The 15,924-nt window shown below is 51.3% G+C and carries 13 protein-coding genes; 4 read left to right on the forward strand and 9 right to left on the reverse strand.

The features are described from left to right. The first annotated feature begins 625 nt into the window (after positions 1–625). Both pykF and E2566_RS12585 read left to right on the forward strand, forming a co-directional pair. Positions 626–2,038, forward strand: coding sequence for a pyruvate kinase PykF (gene pykF / locus E2566_RS12580; RefSeq protein WP_107167649.1), 1,413 nt, complete (start codon positions 626–628; stop codon positions 2,036–2,038). Between the two features lie 314 nt (positions 2,039–2,352). Then, entirely contained in the window at positions 2,353–2,589 is a 237-nt protein-coding gene (locus tag E2566_RS12585) for a major outer membrane lipoprotein (protein WP_005970385.1), read from the forward strand. Positions 2,590–2,772: 183 nt separating this feature from the next. On the opposite strand, the gene E2566_RS12590 is transcribed toward E2566_RS12585, so the two are convergent. The 7 genes from E2566_RS12590 to sufA form a co-directional block, all read right to left on the reverse strand. After that, a complete protein-coding gene (locus tag E2566_RS12590) occupies positions 2,773–3,795 on the reverse strand; it encodes a L,D-transpeptidase family protein (protein ID WP_107167651.1) in 1,023 nt (340 codons plus the stop codon). A gap of 390 nt (positions 3,796–4,185) precedes the next feature. Then, the gene (gene sufE / locus E2566_RS12595; RefSeq protein WP_103807807.1) at positions 4,186–4,602 is read right to left on the reverse strand and encodes a cysteine desulfuration protein SufE; all 417 of its coding nucleotides are present in this window, start codon (positions 4,600–4,602) and stop codon (positions 4,186–4,188) included. A gap of 33 nt (positions 4,603–4,635) precedes the next feature. After that, positions 4,636–5,859, reverse strand: coding sequence for a cysteine desulfurase SufS (gene sufS, locus E2566_RS12600; RefSeq protein ID WP_107167652.1), 1,224 nt, complete (start codon positions 5,857–5,859; stop codon positions 4,636–4,638). Beyond that, positions 5,859–7,205 (reverse strand): Fe-S cluster assembly protein SufD, encoded by a 1,347-nt coding sequence (gene sufD, locus E2566_RS12605; protein ID WP_107167653.1) that lies wholly within the window; start codon positions 7,203–7,205, stop codon positions 5,859–5,861. Before sufD ends, sufS begins: the two co-directional genes overlap by 1 nt. Further along, complete coding sequence (gene sufC / locus E2566_RS12610; RefSeq protein WP_005970394.1) at positions 7,180–7,926, reverse strand: Fe-S cluster assembly ATPase SufC; 747 nt, start codon at positions 7,924–7,926, stop codon at positions 7,180–7,182. The genes sufD and sufC overlap by 26 nt, the downstream gene beginning before the upstream one ends. 97 nt (positions 7,927–8,023) lie before the next feature. Beyond that, positions 8,024–9,523: a Fe-S cluster assembly protein SufB gene (gene sufB, locus E2566_RS12615; RefSeq protein WP_107167654.1), complete on the reverse strand. Its 1,500-nt coding sequence runs from the start codon at positions 9,521–9,523 to the stop codon at positions 8,024–8,026. A 13-nt stretch (positions 9,524–9,536) separates the two neighbouring features. Then, complete coding sequence (gene sufA / locus E2566_RS12620; protein WP_005970398.1) at positions 9,537–9,908, reverse strand: Fe-S cluster assembly scaffold SufA; 372 nt, start codon at positions 9,906–9,908, stop codon at positions 9,537–9,539. Between the two features lie 426 nt (positions 9,909–10,334). Between sufA and E2566_RS12625 the strand changes: the two genes are divergently transcribed. After that, on the forward strand, positions 10,335–10,736 hold the full coding sequence (locus E2566_RS12625) for a hypothetical protein (protein WP_005970399.1): 402 nt from the start codon (positions 10,335–10,337) through the stop codon (positions 10,734–10,736). Positions 10,737–10,784: 48 nt separating this feature from the next. Here the strand turns inward: E2566_RS12625 and E2566_RS12630 are convergent, their stop codons facing one another. Together E2566_RS12630 and ydiJ are read right to left on the reverse strand one after the other, a co-directional pair. Beyond that, the gene (locus tag E2566_RS12630) at positions 10,785–11,201 is read right to left on the reverse strand and encodes a hotdog fold thioesterase (protein ID WP_107167655.1); all 417 of its coding nucleotides are present in this window, start codon (positions 11,199–11,201) and stop codon (positions 10,785–10,787) included. After that, positions 11,201–14,254 (reverse strand): D-2-hydroxyglutarate dehydrogenase YdiJ, encoded by a 3,054-nt coding sequence (gene ydiJ / locus E2566_RS12635; protein WP_107167656.1) that lies wholly within the window; start codon positions 14,252–14,254, stop codon positions 11,201–11,203. The genes E2566_RS12630 and ydiJ overlap by 1 nt, the downstream gene beginning before the upstream one ends. 418 nt (positions 14,255–14,672) lie before the next feature. Here ydiJ and ydiK point away from each other — a divergent pair, with 418 nt between their 5' ends. Next, entirely contained in the window at positions 14,673–15,791 is a 1,119-nt protein-coding gene (ydiK, locus tag E2566_RS12640; RefSeq protein WP_107167657.1) for an AI-2E family transporter YdiK, read from the forward strand. The last annotated feature ends 133 nt before the right edge of the window (positions 15,792–15,924 follow it).

Here is a 15,924-nt window from a genome sequence, read left to right on the forward strand (position 1 = left end):
CAGACACCCGTAGCAAGAACGAGCATCTGGTTTTGCCTGCTTACGCAGTAACAATCCGCAATGGCTGGTAAACTACCATTTGCATTCATCTTCTCAAGGAGCATGACACAAAAACGTGATACGGATCGATAGAAAAGCATGTTGCTTACACGCACTTTCTTTATTTATTGTCGGCTGTTACAAGAATCAACGACTTGCCATGACTCACCGTAATAGCGTATTTATACAACGGATTTCTTAGGCAGTTGCGCAACAAAGTTAGGTAAAAACACCAAATCGCTCAATTTTTTGCGTAAACGCACTGAAATATTCAATTTCTGACCTTTTACCACCTTGTTTCTCGTCGCTTAATAACTATAATACGAAACGTCGTTTCAATTGAATGGTTTCAGCTAAACAACGTGCCACTATCAATAACATTATTATCAACGGCATCGCCAACGCTAGCCCCCGCGAATCCCATGCGACGAGCGGTTGCGCACTTCATCACCCATTCGCTACGACCCTCTATACTTACCTCTTTTACACCGTTCCCTCATGCATTCTTTCCAGCGGCTTGCCTCACACGGCCACAGCCACTGGTTCACTCGTTTTTTTATCCATCACAACTTGTAGAAACTATCGTATGAAAAAGACAAAAATTGTTTGTACCATCGGGCCGAAAACAGAGTCAGAAGAAGTGCTTGGCAACCTGCTGTCTGCCGGCATGAATGTTATGCGCCTGAATTTCTCTCACGGGGATTACGCAGAACATGGCCAACGCATCAAGAACCTGCGTGCCGTCATGGAAAAAACCGGTCAGAAAGCCGCTATCCTGCTTGACACCAAGGGTCCAGAAATTCGTACCATGAAGCTGGAAAACGGTGCGGATGTCACGCTGACCGCAGGTCAAACCTTCACGTTCACCACCGATCAAAGCATCGTGGGTAACAAGGATCGCGTTGCTGTCACCTACGCAGGTTTCACCGAAGACCTCAGCGTCGGTAACACCGTTCTGGTTGATGACGGCCTGATCGGTATGCAGGTTACGGCGATCAGCGGCAACGATGTCGTCTGTAAAGTGCTGAACAATGGCGATCTGGGCGAGAACAAAGGCGTTAACCTGCCAGGCGTTTCCATCCAATTGCCTGCTCTGGCTGAAAAAGACAAACGCGACCTGATTTTCGGTTGCGAACAAGGCGTCGATTTCGTTGCTGCCTCTTTTATTCGTAAGCGTTCCGACGTTGAAGAAATTCGCGCTCACCTGAAAGCACACGGTGGCGAGCAAATTCAGATCATCTCCAAAATCGAAAATCAGGAAGGTCTGAACAACTTCGACGAGATTCTGGAAGCCTCTGACGGCATCATGGTTGCCCGTGGTGACCTGGGTGTTGAGATCCCCGTTGAAGAAGTGATCTTCGCGCAGAAGATGATGATCGAAAAATGTAACCTGGCACGCAAAGTGGTTATCACCGCGACGCAAATGCTGGATTCAATGATCAAGAACCCGCGCCCTACCCGCGCTGAAGCTGGTGACGTCGCTAACGCCATCATCGACGGCACCGATGCCGTTATGCTGTCTGGCGAAAGTGCGAAAGGTAAATACCCGCTGGAATCCGTTACCATCATGGCAACGATCTGTCAGCGTACCGATTCCGTGATGAAAAGCCGTCTGGATACCATCAAGACGCCTGGAATTCTGCGCATCACTGAAGCGGTCTGCCGCGGTGCGGTAGAAACCGCAGAAAAACTGGATGCACCGCTGATTGTGGTTGCAACCAGCGGCGGTAAATCGGCCAAATCTATCCGTAAATACTTCCCGAATGCCCGTATTCTGGCGTTGACGACTAACGATGTCACCGCACGCCAACTGCTGCTGAGCAAAGGTATTGATACGCTGCTGGTGAAAGAAATTGCCTCTACGGATGATTTCTACCGCATCGGTAAAGAAGCCGCGCTGAATAGCGGCTACGCGCAAGCGGGCGATGTCGTAGTGATGGTATCTGGTGCGCTGGTTTCTAGCGGCACAACCAATACCGTTTCCGTACATCGTATCTGATCCTAACAATCAGATCGGTAAAAAGCGCCTTAATGGCGCTTTTTTTATATTCTGAAACGACTTTCTACAGCACGATAACCTAATTAATGCCTTTGCGTAACACGCCGTTTTAATAGCCTTAAGCTTCGGAGTTATCTGACAAAAATAGCGCTGTTTTCCTTACTTTTTTAATGAACAGGTAAAACTCGCTGTTTCTTTGAGCGAACGATCAAAATTAAGCATGTTCTCATCAAAAATTTATTCTCATTAGAAAATAGTTTGTGTAATACTTGTAACGCTACATGGAGATTAACTCAATCTAGAGGGTATTAATAATGAATCGTACTAAACTGGTACTGGGCGCGGTAATTCTGGGTTCTACTCTGCTTGCTGGTTGTTCAAGCAACGCTAAAATTGATCAGCTGTCTTCTGACGTTCAGACTCTGAACGCTAAAGTTGACCAACTGAGCAACGACGTGAACGCAATCCGCTCTGACGTACAAGCTGCTAAAGATGACGCAGCTCGTGCTAACCAGCGTCTGGACAACCAAGTTCGTACTTACAAAAAGTAATCGAGCTGGTTTAAGTAGTGAAAATGGCGCACATTGTGCGCCATTTTTTTTGCCTTCGTTTTTCGTTTTATCAACCTTCGCTGTTCATTTCTTTCCCACGTTACCAAGTGTATCTATCCTTCCGTTCGATTCTTGAACCAACACAGATGCGCCTGAGACGCACCTGGCCGGTTTATTTCGTGATTAACGCGAGGTAGTGCTGATAGCCGTGATTGGTGCAACCTGATGCGTCTCAGACGCTTCTGGAGCAGACTCTATCGGTGGTTGATAGGTATTGATATCTTGCCCTACGCTAACCACAATCGGCATGCCGGAACGACGCACAATCGCGTCAGCAACGGCTTTACTGTCCGTCTCTGCATCCTTAATAAATTTCTGCGTCTTTGCCGTCAGCGGAATTTTCATCGTTTGTGGATCGTCCTTATCGGTCTTTGACAAAGGCTGATGCACTTCAACGTAGCGTTTGCCGTCCGGTTCAACGGAGGTTTTAATCGCATCGTTAACAATCTGTACACGCGTACCGACTGGCACAGTATCGAACAACGCCTTGATGTCATCTGGGCGCAGGCGGATACAGCCAGAACTTACCCGCATGCCAATACCGAAGTCCGCGTTTGTGCCGTGCAACAGATAAACACCGCCATGCGCCGACAGACGCAGCGCATGTAATCCCATCGGGTTATCCGGGCCAGCCGGAACGACAGCAGGCAGCTTAATGCCCTGTTCTTCGAGATAATGCTTACGGATGTTTGCCGTTGGCGTCCAGGTCGGGTTCTCACGTTTCTCGCTCACGCTGGTCGTCATCAATGGCGTATTACGCCCCAGTTGGCCAATGCCAATCGGGTAAACAATGACGGTATTCTTCCCTTTCGGGTAGTAGTAGAGCCGTAGTTCTGCCAGATTGACCACAATGCCTTCGCGCGGCGTATCCGGCAGTAGCATTTGCGTCGGGATCGTGAGGGTGGAACCCGCTGTCGGCAGGTAAGGATCTGCGCCTGGGTTCGCTTCCAGCATACCTAATAGACCAATCTTGAAGTCCGCTGCGATAGCTTCCAGCGGGCGGCCGTCATTAGGGACCGTATAAGCGATATTCTCACCGATAAGACGGCTGTTTGGTGGCGGTAGCGGGTATTCCGTCGCTCTGGCGGCGGTGCTGGCCAGGTATGTCGCGAAGGCCATACCGAGTAAAGTTAACACGCGTTTCATAATAGATTCCCTACAATCAATAACATCTGGTTGTGTACCCAGAATGCAGTATCCGGCTATACCTCTTGATCTGGTGTTCAATACAGCCGTTGCTGCCTCTTTCCACCGGACGTGGGTATATATTAGCATTGTTGTAACAAAAGAATATTTGATTTAAAAATCAAAGCATTGATATTCAATTCTTTACAAAGCAGAGTCAGCATAAAATTTAACGGGAAATAAATATACGGGACGAATTCTGAAATATCAGCGAGTTAATAAATGAACTGGAAAACAATAACGTATCGTTGGTAAAAATCAGTAAATGAAAAAACAAAAAAGCGCTGAACGTTTTTTTCGTCACAGCGCTTTTTCTATACTCAGCGAAAGCAGAGAGAACAGCGAAACAAATTAAAGCAATGCGGCTGCATGCGCACGAATCGCCCGTAGCATCGCCTCAAGACCCTGAGAGCGGGATGGTGTCAGGTGTTGGTTCAACGCCAGCGATTCGAAGAATGGCCGCACATCTAACTCAACAATCTCCTGCGCTGTCAGCCCCTGATACAGGCTGAAAACGACTGCGATCAGGCCTTTCACGATAGCGGCATCGCTGTCGCCGTGCAGGGCGATCACGCCTTGCTCATCAGGCTGTGTCACAATCCACACTTGGCTCTGGCACCCCGAGATCAGGTTATCGGGATTACGCCACTCATCGGGCAGTGGATCAAGACGTTCCCCTAACTCGATGACATACAGATATTTTTCTTCCCAATCATTACAGCGCGCAAAATTGCGCGCCAGTTTCTGCGGTTCTGGCAGACTCGCCATGGTTTCCTCCCCGGACAGGTTCGCGCGCGGCGCTTAACTGCCCAGCAATCGATGGATACGTTGCAATCCGGCAACCAGCCGGTCAATTTCTTCGCGCGTAGTATAAACGGCCAACGAGGCGCGGCACATACTGGGAACACCATAGTGTTCCATCAGCGGCATCGCGCAATGGTGGCCGGTGCGAATCGCAATACCGTACCGATCGAGGAAACTTCCTACATCATAGGCATGGTGCTGCCCAAGATTAAACGCAATCACACCGTGACGCTCCGCAGGGCCGTACAGCGTCAGATCGGGCACCTGTGTTAACGCTTCCAACGCGTACTGCATCAGTGAGGATTCATAACGCTGAATCTCTTCACGTCCCAGTGCCGTTACATAATCCAGTGCGGCACCTAAGCCCATGATACCGCCCGTGTTGGGCGAACCAGCCTCAAAGCGCCATGGCGAATCCGCATAGGTAGTGCCTGTACGCAGGCTGACCTGACGGATCATCGCCCCGCCGCCTTCCCACGGCGGCATGGCTTGAAGCAAATCACGCTTGCCGTACAGCACACCAATACCCGAAGGACCGTAGATCTTATGCCCTGAAAAGACAAAGAAATCGCAGTCCAGATCCTGTACATCGACAGGCTGGTGCATAATCGACTGCGCACCATCGACCAACGTAACCGCGCCCGCCGCTTTTGCCTGCGCAATCATCGCTTTCACTGGGTTCAGCGTACCCAGCACGTTGGATATCTGCGTCACCGCCAGCAGACGAGTGCGTTCATCCAACAGCGCGGGAAGCTGTGCGACATCCAGCGAGCCATCTTCAGCCAGCGGCAATACGCGAACCTCAACGCCACGCGCTTCCGCCAGCATCTGCCAGGGAACGATGTTCGCGTGGTGTTCCATCTCGGTGATAATCAGGTTGTCGCCCGGCTGGATGAAGGTACGGCCATAGCTGTTAGCCACCAGATTGATGGCTTCCGTCGTCCCACGCACAAAGACAATTTCTTCCACTGACGCGGCATTGATAAAGGATGCCACCCGCTCGCGCACCGCTTCCATCGCGCTGGTTGCCTGCGCGCTCAGCGTATGAATGCCGCGATGCACGGCGGCGTATTCATGGCGATAGAATTCGGCTTCGCGTTCGATAACCGACTGCGGTTTTTGCGCACTCGCCGCGCTGTCAAGATAGGCTAACGGCTGGCCGTTAACCTCGCTTGCCAGCACGGGGAAATCGGCACGAATCCGTTCAATAGGATAGTTCATCATACCGCCTTGCCGGCATTCGCCAGCGCGTTTGGCAAACGCTGCGCGATACGTTCCAGAACCACATCTCGCAGAGACTCGTTTTCAATCGCTTCGGTGACTTCCGCCGCGAAGGCGAAGATGATCATCTGTTGCGCATCCTGCTGCGTAATACCACGGGAACGCAGATAGAACAGCTGTTCTTCATCCATACGGCCAATGGTCGCGCCATGGCTACATTTCACGTCATCTGCATAGATTTCCAACTGCGGCTTGGTGTCTACCTCAGCCAGTCGTCCCAGTAGCAGGTTGTTGTTGGTCATCTGTCCGTCGGTTTTCAGCGCATGCGGCGCAACCTTAATCATGCCGTTAAACACCGCTCTGGCACGATCGTTGACGATGACTTTATGCAGTTGGCGACTTTCGCCATAGCCCTGATTGTGCTCCAGATACGTTCGCGTATCACACACTTCGCTGCCGACAGGCAGAATCAGACTGTTCATGGACAGATTCGTCCCTTCACCGTTCAACTGAGCACTGGTGTGGTGACGCGTCAGCCCCGCTCCCAGCAGGAAACTGTGGCTGCGAACCCGAGCATCGCGTGCCAGAACCAGATCGTTGTGCGCGAAGTGGTAGCCCGCCGCCGCTTCAAACGCCAGCTTATAGTGGCTAACCTGACTATTTTCCGCCGCATTCACCGTCAGGCGAGCACCAGTAAAGTGCGCATGATCGTCAAGGCTGACGTAATGCTCGATAATTTCCGCGCTGGCACCACGTTCAACGTTCAAATGATGACGATGGTGAACCGTGTTCAACGCTGCCGCCTGACTGCTGCTGATGTGCAGCAGGTAAAGCGGTTTTTCTGCCTGCTGTCCGGCAGCCAAACGAATCAACGTACTCGTAATAGCCAGACTTTCGGTCAGATGCAGGAATACTTCGGACTGAATCGCCGTAGGCAACGCGCCACGCGCATGCGATGCCTGTACGTCAACCTGATACGGTCCCCACGCGCTGTCACTGAGTTCCGCATTAAACACGCCATCGATGAACACCAGACGCCAGCTATCCACCGCAAGTGCCAGAGCATCCACCGCTGCACGATCGATAGACGGTGCCTGTGGTGCGACAAATTCGTTGCTCAGCAAGCCATCCAGCGGCGTGTATTTCCAATGCTCATGCTTACGATGCGGTAAGCCAAGGCGCACCACGTCCTGCCAGTGTTGGTTTGCCTCTTCAGAACGACGCGACGCATCGCGTTCAAACAGGCCATGCCATTGTTGCAGCGCCTGCTCTTGTTTCTGTGCGATACTGGTTTTACCCGCCACGTTATCGCTCGTCACATTATTGCTCGTCGGTAAGCCAGCCATAGCCTTGCTCCTCCAACTGTTTCACCAGCGAGAAATCACCGGATTTCACAATGCGCCCTTGATACAGAACGTGTACGTGATCCGGTTTGATGTAATCAAGAATACGCTGGTAGTGTGTAACGATGATGAACGAACGTTTGCCGTCGCGCAGGGAGTTCACGCCGTTAGAGACGATTTTCAGTGCGTCAATGTCCAGCCCGGAGTCAGTTTCATCCAGAATGCACAGATCCGGCTCCAGCGCTGCCATTTGCAGAATGTCGTTACGCTTTTTCTCACCGCCGGAGAAACCCACGTTGACCGAGCGGGTCAACAAATCTTCCGGCATATTCAGCAGCTTGATTTTCTCTTCAATAAAGTCGGCGAAGTCAAAGCGATCCAGCGGTTCCTGCTCACGGTATTTGCGCACCGCGTTCACGGAGGTTTGCAGGAAGAACTGGTTGCTGACGCCAGGGATCTCTACCGGATATTGAAACGCCATAAAGACGCCTTCACCGGCGCGATCTTCTGGCGATAATTCCAGCAGATCTTTCCCTTTGAAGCTGACCGAACCGTCGGTCACTTCATATTCTTCACGTCCAGCCAGCGTCGCGGAGAGCGTACTTTTTCCTGAGCCATTTGGGCCCATAATCGCGTGTACTTCACCCGGCTTAATAGTGAGATTAAGCCCTTTGATGATCTCTTTACCTTCAACGCTAACTTTTAAATTTTCGATGCTTAACATGCTTATTCCTTCCAACGCCCAATGTGACGGGCGCTCAATGAATTCCGGGACCGATGATTCTCATTATTAGTCTGTGAAAATCCCGGTAACCGCCGAATTAACCCACGCTATGTTCCAGGCTAATCGCCAGTAACTTTTGTGCTTCTACCGCGAATTCCAACGGTAACTCAGAGAAAACGTCCTTACAGAAACCGTTCACGATCATTGAGATAGCGTCATCTTCGCTGATACCGCGTTGCAGACAGTAGAACAGTTGGTCATCGCCGATTTTCGACGTGGTCGCTTCATGCTCCAACTGTGCAGTGTTGTTGCGTACTTCCACATACGGGAAAGTGTGCGCACCGCATTCGCTGCCGATCAGCATCGAGTCACACTGGGTAAAGTTACGGGCATTAGCCGCACTCGGCATGATCTTCACCAAACCGCGGTAGGTGTTCTCACTGCGCCCAGCAGAAATCCCTTTGGAGATGATGGTCGAACGGGTGTTTTTACCGATGTGAATCATCTTGGTGCCGGTATCCGCCTGCTGACGACCGTTGGTCAAGGCAACAGAGAAGAACTCACCCACGGAATAGTCACCGCGCAGAATGACGCTCGGGTATTTCCAGGTAATCGCCGAACCGGTTTCCGATTGCGTCCATGACATTTTCGAATGCTCACCCGCACACAGCGCACGCTTGGTCACGAAGTTCAGAATCCCGCCTTCGGCGTCATCTTTACCGGAGAACCAGTTTTGTACCGTGGAGTATTTCACTTCGGCATTCTTGTTGATGATCACTTCCACCACCGCAGCGTGCAGCTGATAGGTATCACGAACAGGTGCGGAACAACCTTCGATATAGCTGACGTAGCTGTCATCATCGGCGATCAGGATCGTACGCTCGAACTGACCGGTTTTTGCCGCATTGATACGGAAATACGTCGACAGCTCCATCGGGCAGCGCACACCTTTCGGGATGTACACAAACGTGCCGTCAGAAGCGACCGCTGAGTTTAACGCGGCAAAGAAGTTATCGTTCGCCGGTACAACAGTACCGAGATACTGGCGCACCAGGTCGGGATGTTCCTGAATCGCCTCGCTGAATGAGCAGAAAATAATGCCTTTTTCAGCCAGCTCATGCCGATACGTGGTCGCAACGGATACCGAGTCGAAAATGGCATCGACCGCGACTTTCTGACCTTCACGGACGGGTACGCCCAACTGATTGAAGGCATTTTCCACTTCGCTGGTCAGGTAATTATTCACGTCCGTAATCCCGGATTGCTGCTTGGCGCCGGGCTCAGAGCCACAGCTGTCATCGCAGTTACCGCAGGAAGGCGCGGAATAATAGCTATAGTCCTGATAGTCGAGTTTCTCATAATGGGCTTTCAGCCAATGCGGTTCTTCCATCTCCAGCCACGCTTTGTAAGCGTTAAGACGGAATTCCAGCATCCACTCAGGTTCATTACGCTTCGCCGAGATTGCCCGGACAACATCTTCATTGATGCCGTGCGCTAACTCATCGGTCTCCAACTGCGTGAAGAAACCTTCTTTATAGCGTCCATCACCCATCCAGATCTGGACATCATCAGGTACATCTACCGTGCTACGTGCCATAATTTTTCATCACTTAAATGCCAAAGCTTTCGCCACATCCACAAGCATGCTGCGCTCTGGGATTATTAAACTTGAATATCTGATTCAGCCCTTCACGGACGAAATCAAGTTCTGTGCCGTCAATGAAAGGCATCGCTTTCAGTGGGACATACAGTTTTGCGCCATCACGTTCAAATACCAAATCGTCGGTTTCGAACTCCTGCACCAGATCCAGCACATAGCCAAACCCAGCACAGCCTGATTGTTTAACGCCAAGCCGCAGTCCTTGCACGGCCTCATCCTGCTTCATCAGATTCTTAATCTGCTTCACGGCGCTATCTGTCAGCGTCAGTCCTTGCCAGACATTTTCATCCAGTGAAAACGTCCCTACATTTTCCGCTTGCATATGGAATACCTCATTGCGTGTGGTACCAGTTTTAGGCTGGTTTCCCCTAATGTTAGTGATAATGAAACTAGCTTCAACCTCTTGTTTTGCAGGGCTATTCGTAACATTTGGTTTTTTAGCCTGCCAAGCGTGCTATTTCTCACGTTTCAAACACCCCAGATGACACAGCAAAAAACCAATTAATTATTTGATAATAAATGAATTAATATCATCTCGCCGAGTCCTTTTGGTCAGATAAATATCATCATCTCGTTATCATTATTATAACATTTATCGGTGATACCTATTTATAAAACAGGGAAGGTAAATGAAGATTTATGTGATTTCCGATCGTACTTTTGACGTTAAAGCACGTTTTGCCCATTGATCATGGCCTTTTTTATTAATATGATAATGATTATCATTTAATATTCAGGATCGATAACCATGCTTTCCGTGAATGCCTGGCTGCACCACCAGATTGACGAATATAAATTTCAGATTCGCGATGCCACTGTTGATTTCTATATGGCGGAAGCTCGTCTGAACCGTCCGGGAAGTAATATTGATCACTTACGTCGCTTTCATAACGCCTGCATGGACATGGTTGAACTCTGCCTGAGAAATGGCGATGACGACAGCTATCTGCACGCACTGGTCAAGTTGCACAATCGGCTGATTAAAGAGATCAACAATGAAGGGCGTTGCCACCTTTTTCGAGTGCAAAGTTACTACTTTGCCCGTAACACGCTAAAGTCGATTTGCCATCAGCTAAGCATGCAAGGTTCATGGGATAAAGCGACCGCCTTTCAGACGGATTTCGTTAAGCGCGTGCCTTTTCTGCCTTAAAGAAAAACCGAACCAGACCGGCCAGCAGTCTGGTTCAGCATTTCATATTTATGGCGTAATCACCGATGTCGTCAGACGCGAAATACAGCACAGGCGATGTTGATTATCAAAGATCTCAATCTGCCACACCTGGCTCCGGCGACCAACGTGAAGCGCGCGGCATACGCCCCGTACTTCCCCCTCACGCACGGCTCGCAGGTGATTGGCATTGATTTCAAGCCCCACCACCTGCTGATCGCCTTCGGAACACAGATAGCCCGCGACGGACCCCAGTGATTCCGCCAGTACAACAGATGCACCACCGTGCAGTAAACCAAATGGCTGACGTGTGCGTGAATCCACAGGCATCACCGCTTCCAGAGAGTCCTCAGCAAGACAGGTATAACGAATACCGACATGGCCGACCATGCACGTTTGGCTCTGTTGATTAAGCTGCTCCAGTGTAACCTGTCGTTTCCACAGCATCAGAGGATCTCCAATAGGGCCTGTAACGGATGGCGCAATGCGCGGCCTTCCATACGTTTTACCTGACTACGGCACGAATAACCGGTGGTCAGACAGCGTTTTTGCGGTAATTTCTGCAACACCTGTTGCCAGGATAGCGCATAAATCCCCTGCGAGTTGGCGAGGTTTTTGGTTTCATGGCCGTAGGTCCCCGCCATGCCGCAACATCCGACGCTAATATTCTCCAGTTTAGCGCCAAAGCGCGAGAAGATATCAGCCCACTGTTTCGTGCTGATCGGCAACGCGGTCGTTTCCGTACAGTGACCGAGCAGGTACCAGGATTCGCCGGTCGCAGGCTGAGGCGTGCTGTCTGCCAATGCCGTTACTAGCCATTCATGCACCAGTTGTACCTGAAAATCTCCACGTTTCTCACCCAAAATTTCTCGATATTCGTCGCGGTAGCACAGCACCAGCGCCGGATCGACACCTACCATCGGCATCCCCAATTTGGCAACACGATTCAGGAAATCTGCCGTCTTCGACGCCGTTTTGGCAAAACGTTGCAAGAAACCTTTAATATGCTGTGCCTTCCCGTTCGGAGAGAACGGCAGCAGCACCGGTTTCAGCTTCAGTTTTTCGATCAGATGAACAAAATCTGCCACCACCTGCGCATCGTAATAGCTGGTGAACGGGTCCTGTACGATTAACACATACTGCTGGCGCGCCTGCTCCGGTAGCTGTTCCAACTGTTCCAGCGTGGTGTTAACCCCGCTATGCCCAGCAAACTGCTGGCGCAGCGACGGCGATGACAGCAAGGGCAAATCGACCATACCAATCTGGCTGCGACTCAAGTTATTCAGCAACGGCATTTTCAGGAAGAAGTTAAACGTCTTCGGACTACGTGCCATCAACGGCGCATAACTTTCGACACCGGCCACCAGATAGTCACGAACCGGACGCAGATAGCGCGTGTGATACAGTTGCAGGAAACGAGAGCGGAATCCCGGCACGTCAATCTTGATAGGGCACTGTGTTGAGCAGGCTTTACACGCCAGACAACCCGACATCGCATCTTTAACTTCATGCGAGAAATCGTAATCCCCTTTCTTAGCCTGCCAGGTATTGCGGGTTTTCTGAATAAAGGCGCGTAGGCTCAGCTTTTGCTGTGGTAAAGCGTTCTCCAAAGCAACCGGGTCGACACCTTGCTCCGCTAACAGGCGTAGCCATTCACGTACCAGCGTTGCACGACCTTTTGGCGAATGAATCCGGTTTCCGCTGATTTTCATCGACGGACACATTGGGCTACGCGCATCAAAGTTGAAGCACAATCCGTTGCCGTTGCATTCCATCGCGCCACGGAACGCGGTGCGAACCGTCAGCGGGATCGTGCGGTCAAATGTGCCGCGCTTAACCGCATCGACTTTCATCATCGGTGCATCGACATCCAACGGCGCACAAATCTTCCCAGGATTCAGCCGGTTATCAGGGTCGAACGCGGCCTTGATACGACGCAGCTCGGTATACAGTTCCGGTCCAAAAAATTCAGGGCTGTATTCGGCGCGGAAGCCTTTACCGTGTTCGCCCCACAGCAGACCGCCATATTTGGCCGTCAGCGCGACAATCTGGTCGGAAAGCTGTTTCATCAACATTTCCTGCTGCGGGTCGCACATGTCCAGCGCCGGGCGAACATGCAGTACCCCGGCATCGACATGACCAAACATACCGTACGTCAGATTGTGGCTATCCAGCAGCGCGCGGAACTCTTCAATGTAATCAGCCAGATGTTGTGGCGGCACGCAGGTATCTTCCGCAAACGGGATGGGCTTGGCCTGCCCTTTACTGTTTCCCAGCAGCCCGACGGCTTTCTTGCGCATGGCGTAAATACGTTCGATTCCAGCCAGGTCGTTACAGGTTTGATAGCCAATCACTCCCCCCTCTCCGGTCTCCAGCAGCGTGTCCAGCCGCTGACATAGCGATTCCACCTGTCCGTTGATCAGCGCTTCGTCATCACCCGCAAACTCAACGATATTCAGGCCAAGCATTTCCTGATTAGGCACATCGGTAATCAGTTCACTGACGGAATGCCAGACGATATCTTCACGGGCAAGGTTTAATACCTTGGAATCCACCGTTTCGACGGATAGCGCCTTGGCTTCCACCATGAACGGCGCATTGCGCAACGCTGAATTGAAGGAATCGTACTTGATATTGACCAGACGGCGACTCTTCGGCAACGGCGTAATGTCGAGCTTCGCTTCGGTGATAAATGCCAGCGTCCCTTCGGCCCCGGTCAGAATACGCGTCAGATCGAAGGTGTGCAGATCGTCGCTGAACACATGGCGCAGGTCATAGCCGGTCAAAAAGCGGTTCAGCTTAGGGAATTTGTCGATAATCAACGCACGCTGTTCGCGGCAGCGGTGCAGCACCGTGTGGTAAATGCGACCAACGGGAGAATCTTCTTCTGCTAACTGCTCTGCCAACTCCACCGGCATCGCCTGCGTATCCAGCATCTCGCCGCCCAGCAGTACCGCACGTAGCCCCAGCACATGGTCTGAGGTTTTTCCGTACACCAGCGAGCCTTGCCCCGATGCATCGGTATTGATCATGCCGCCTAACGTCGCCCGGTTGCTGGTCGACAGTTCAGGCGCAAAGAAATAACCATAAGGCTTCAGGTACTGGTTGAGTTGATCTTTAATGACGCCAGCTTCAACGCGCACCCACCCTTGCTCAGGGTTGATTTCCAGAATGCGGTTCATATAGCGCGACATATCGACCACAATACCGCGATTCAGCGCTTGTCCGTTCGTTCCTGTCCCGCCGCCGCGCGGGGTAAAGGTCAACCCTGAAAAACGCGCCTCGCCCGCCAGTCGCGACAGGATCGCCACATCGGCAGTTGAACGGGGGAACACCACCGCATCCGGCAAAAGTTGATAGATACTGTTATCCGTCGCCATCGTCAGACGATCGGCGTAATTGGTCGCCGTATCGCCCGTAAATCCGTTTTTCTTTAATGCTTCCAGAAAATTAAGTACCGGCTGGACTAGCCCGGGAGATTGCGTGATCTGTGGGATCATTATTTTTTGACCCTGTCCGTACATGATGTGTTTGCCAATATGTCGTGATATGCCTGTGAAGAGTGGTATATAGCCTAATGTCGATCGGTTAAGCACCGAGATACACGGAGCGACCACGGGGCGAGATCTCCCTGCGGGAATCTCATCCCCGTGTTTCTCCTAAAATAGGACTTAAGTGACCCGCTATGCTATAGCCGTTCTTTCATCGGGGACATCACGTTTTATCACATTTCGCAATCGTGTGCGCTCCCAGAACGGCAAAAACATACAGCATGTTGGTTAACCGCTGTTTCACCAACAAAATGTTCAACGCGCTGTCAAAACACCCGGAAATATCTCATGATGACATGGTGACTATACTGTGCCGCCCACACTACCTCACCTTCAGCCTTTTCTTTTGCTATTGAGGAACGATTCGTTGAGCAAATATTCCCAGCCACCACGATTTGATCTGGCCAGAAACCTGTTCAGTCTGGTGTTTATTACCATCATGATTATTGCCTGCTTTTGGGTGGTACAACCTTTTATTTTGGGATTCGCCTGGGCATGTATGGTGGTGATTGCCACCTGGCCGATGCTGATCAAATTTCAGGCACTACTCTGGGGGCGGCGCTCTCTGGCGGTGCTCGTCATGACGTTTCTGCTCATCCTGCTATTTGTTGTGCCGATTGCCGTTCTCGTCAGCAGCGTAGTGGATAACAGCTCGGCACTCATGAGTTGGGGAGCCAGACAGGAAAACTTTTCGCCACCGACGCTAGAGTGGCTGGCATCAATCCCTGTCGTGGGAGAAAAATTGTTCAACAGCTGGCAGGCGCTGCTGCAAAGCGGCGGCAGTGGTCTGTTTGCCAAAGTACAGCCCTATTTTGGTAAAACCGCGACCTGGCTGGTTGCACAGGCGGCGCATGTCGGGCGCTTTCTGATGCACTGCTCTCTGATGCTTATCTTCAGCGCCCTGCTGTATTACAAAGGTGAAGCCGTCGCGAAAGCCGTGAGACATTTCGCTATCCGACTGGGGCAAGAGCGCGGCGATGCCGCCGTGATCCTGGCAGCGCAGTCCATTCGGGCCGTCGCGCTGGGTGTGGTGGTAACGGCTATCGTGCAGTCGGTACTAGGCGGAATTGGTTTGGGGTTATCGGGCATTCCCTACACCACCCTATTAACCGTTCTGATGTTCCTGTGTTGTCTGGCGCAATTGGGGCCGCTCCCCGTGCTTATCCCTGCCATTATCTGGCTGTATTGGACGGGGGATACCACCTGGGGCACCATCCTGCTGGTCTGGAGCTGTGTCGTTGGAACAATTGATAACGTTATTCGTCCGATGCTGATCAGGATGGGTGCCGATCTTCCGATGTTGCTGATTCTTTCCGGTGTAATTGGTGGATTGCTGGCGTTTGGCATGATAGGCCTGTTTATTGGACCAGTCGTCCTCGCCGTTTCCTATCGTCTGCTGTTTGCCTGGATGCGTGAAATCCCCGAACCACAGAGCATCCTGCCCGTTAGCACCACCAAGACATCAAATAAAGAATCCTCACAGTAAGCAACGCCTTTTCATCCCGTGGGTGGTGCTGACCACCCACCCATTCCTCACGCTCAATCTTGCTTCGTCTCTATTACTCCTTTATCTATTTTTCAATAGGTAAAAATAGCTAATGATTGGCCCTCTATTCTTA

Source organism: Pectobacterium punjabense, from assembly GCF_012427845.1.
Classification (GTDB): Bacteria; Pseudomonadota; Gammaproteobacteria; order Enterobacterales; family Enterobacteriaceae; genus Pectobacterium; species Pectobacterium punjabense.

What these genes read in the sequence shown, in the direction of transcription:
- pykF (WP_107167649.1), top strand. Translation starts at nt 626, where the DNA reads ATGAAAAAGACAAAAATTGTTTGTACCATCGGGCCGAAAACAGAGTCA.
- E2566_RS12585 (WP_005970385.1), top strand. Translation starts at nt 2,353, where the DNA reads ATGAATCGTACTAAACTGGTACTGGGCGCGGTAATTCTGGGTTCTACT.
- E2566_RS12590 (WP_107167651.1), bottom strand. Translation starts at nt 3,795, where the DNA reads ATGAAACGCGTGTTAACTTTACTCGGTATGGCCTTCGCGACATACCTG.
- sufE (WP_103807807.1), bottom strand. Translation starts at nt 4,602, where the DNA reads ATGGCGAGTCTGCCAGAACCGCAGAAACTGGCGCGCAATTTTGCGCGC.
- sufS (WP_107167652.1), bottom strand. Translation starts at nt 5,859, where the DNA reads ATGAACTATCCTATTGAACGGATTCGTGCCGATTTCCCCGTGCTGGCA.
- sufD (WP_107167653.1), bottom strand. Translation starts at nt 7,205, where the DNA reads ATGGCTGGCTTACCGACGAGCAATAATGTGACGAGCGATAACGTGGCG.
- sufC (WP_005970394.1), bottom strand. Translation starts at nt 7,926, where the DNA reads ATGTTAAGCATCGAAAATTTAAAAGTTAGCGTTGAAGGTAAAGAGATC.
- sufB (WP_107167654.1), bottom strand. Translation starts at nt 9,523, where the DNA reads ATGGCACGTAGCACGGTAGATGTACCTGATGATGTCCAGATCTGGATG.
- sufA (WP_005970398.1), bottom strand. Translation starts at nt 9,908, where the DNA reads ATGCAAGCGGAAAATGTAGGGACGTTTTCACTGGATGAAAATGTCTGG.
- E2566_RS12625 (WP_005970399.1), top strand. Translation starts at nt 10,335, where the DNA reads ATGCTTTCCGTGAATGCCTGGCTGCACCACCAGATTGACGAATATAAA.
- E2566_RS12630 (WP_107167655.1), bottom strand. Translation starts at nt 11,201, where the DNA reads ATGCTGTGGAAACGACAGGTTACACTGGAGCAGCTTAATCAACAGAGC.
- ydiJ (WP_107167656.1), bottom strand. Translation starts at nt 14,254, where the DNA reads ATGATCCCACAGATCACGCAATCTCCCGGGCTAGTCCAGCCGGTACTT.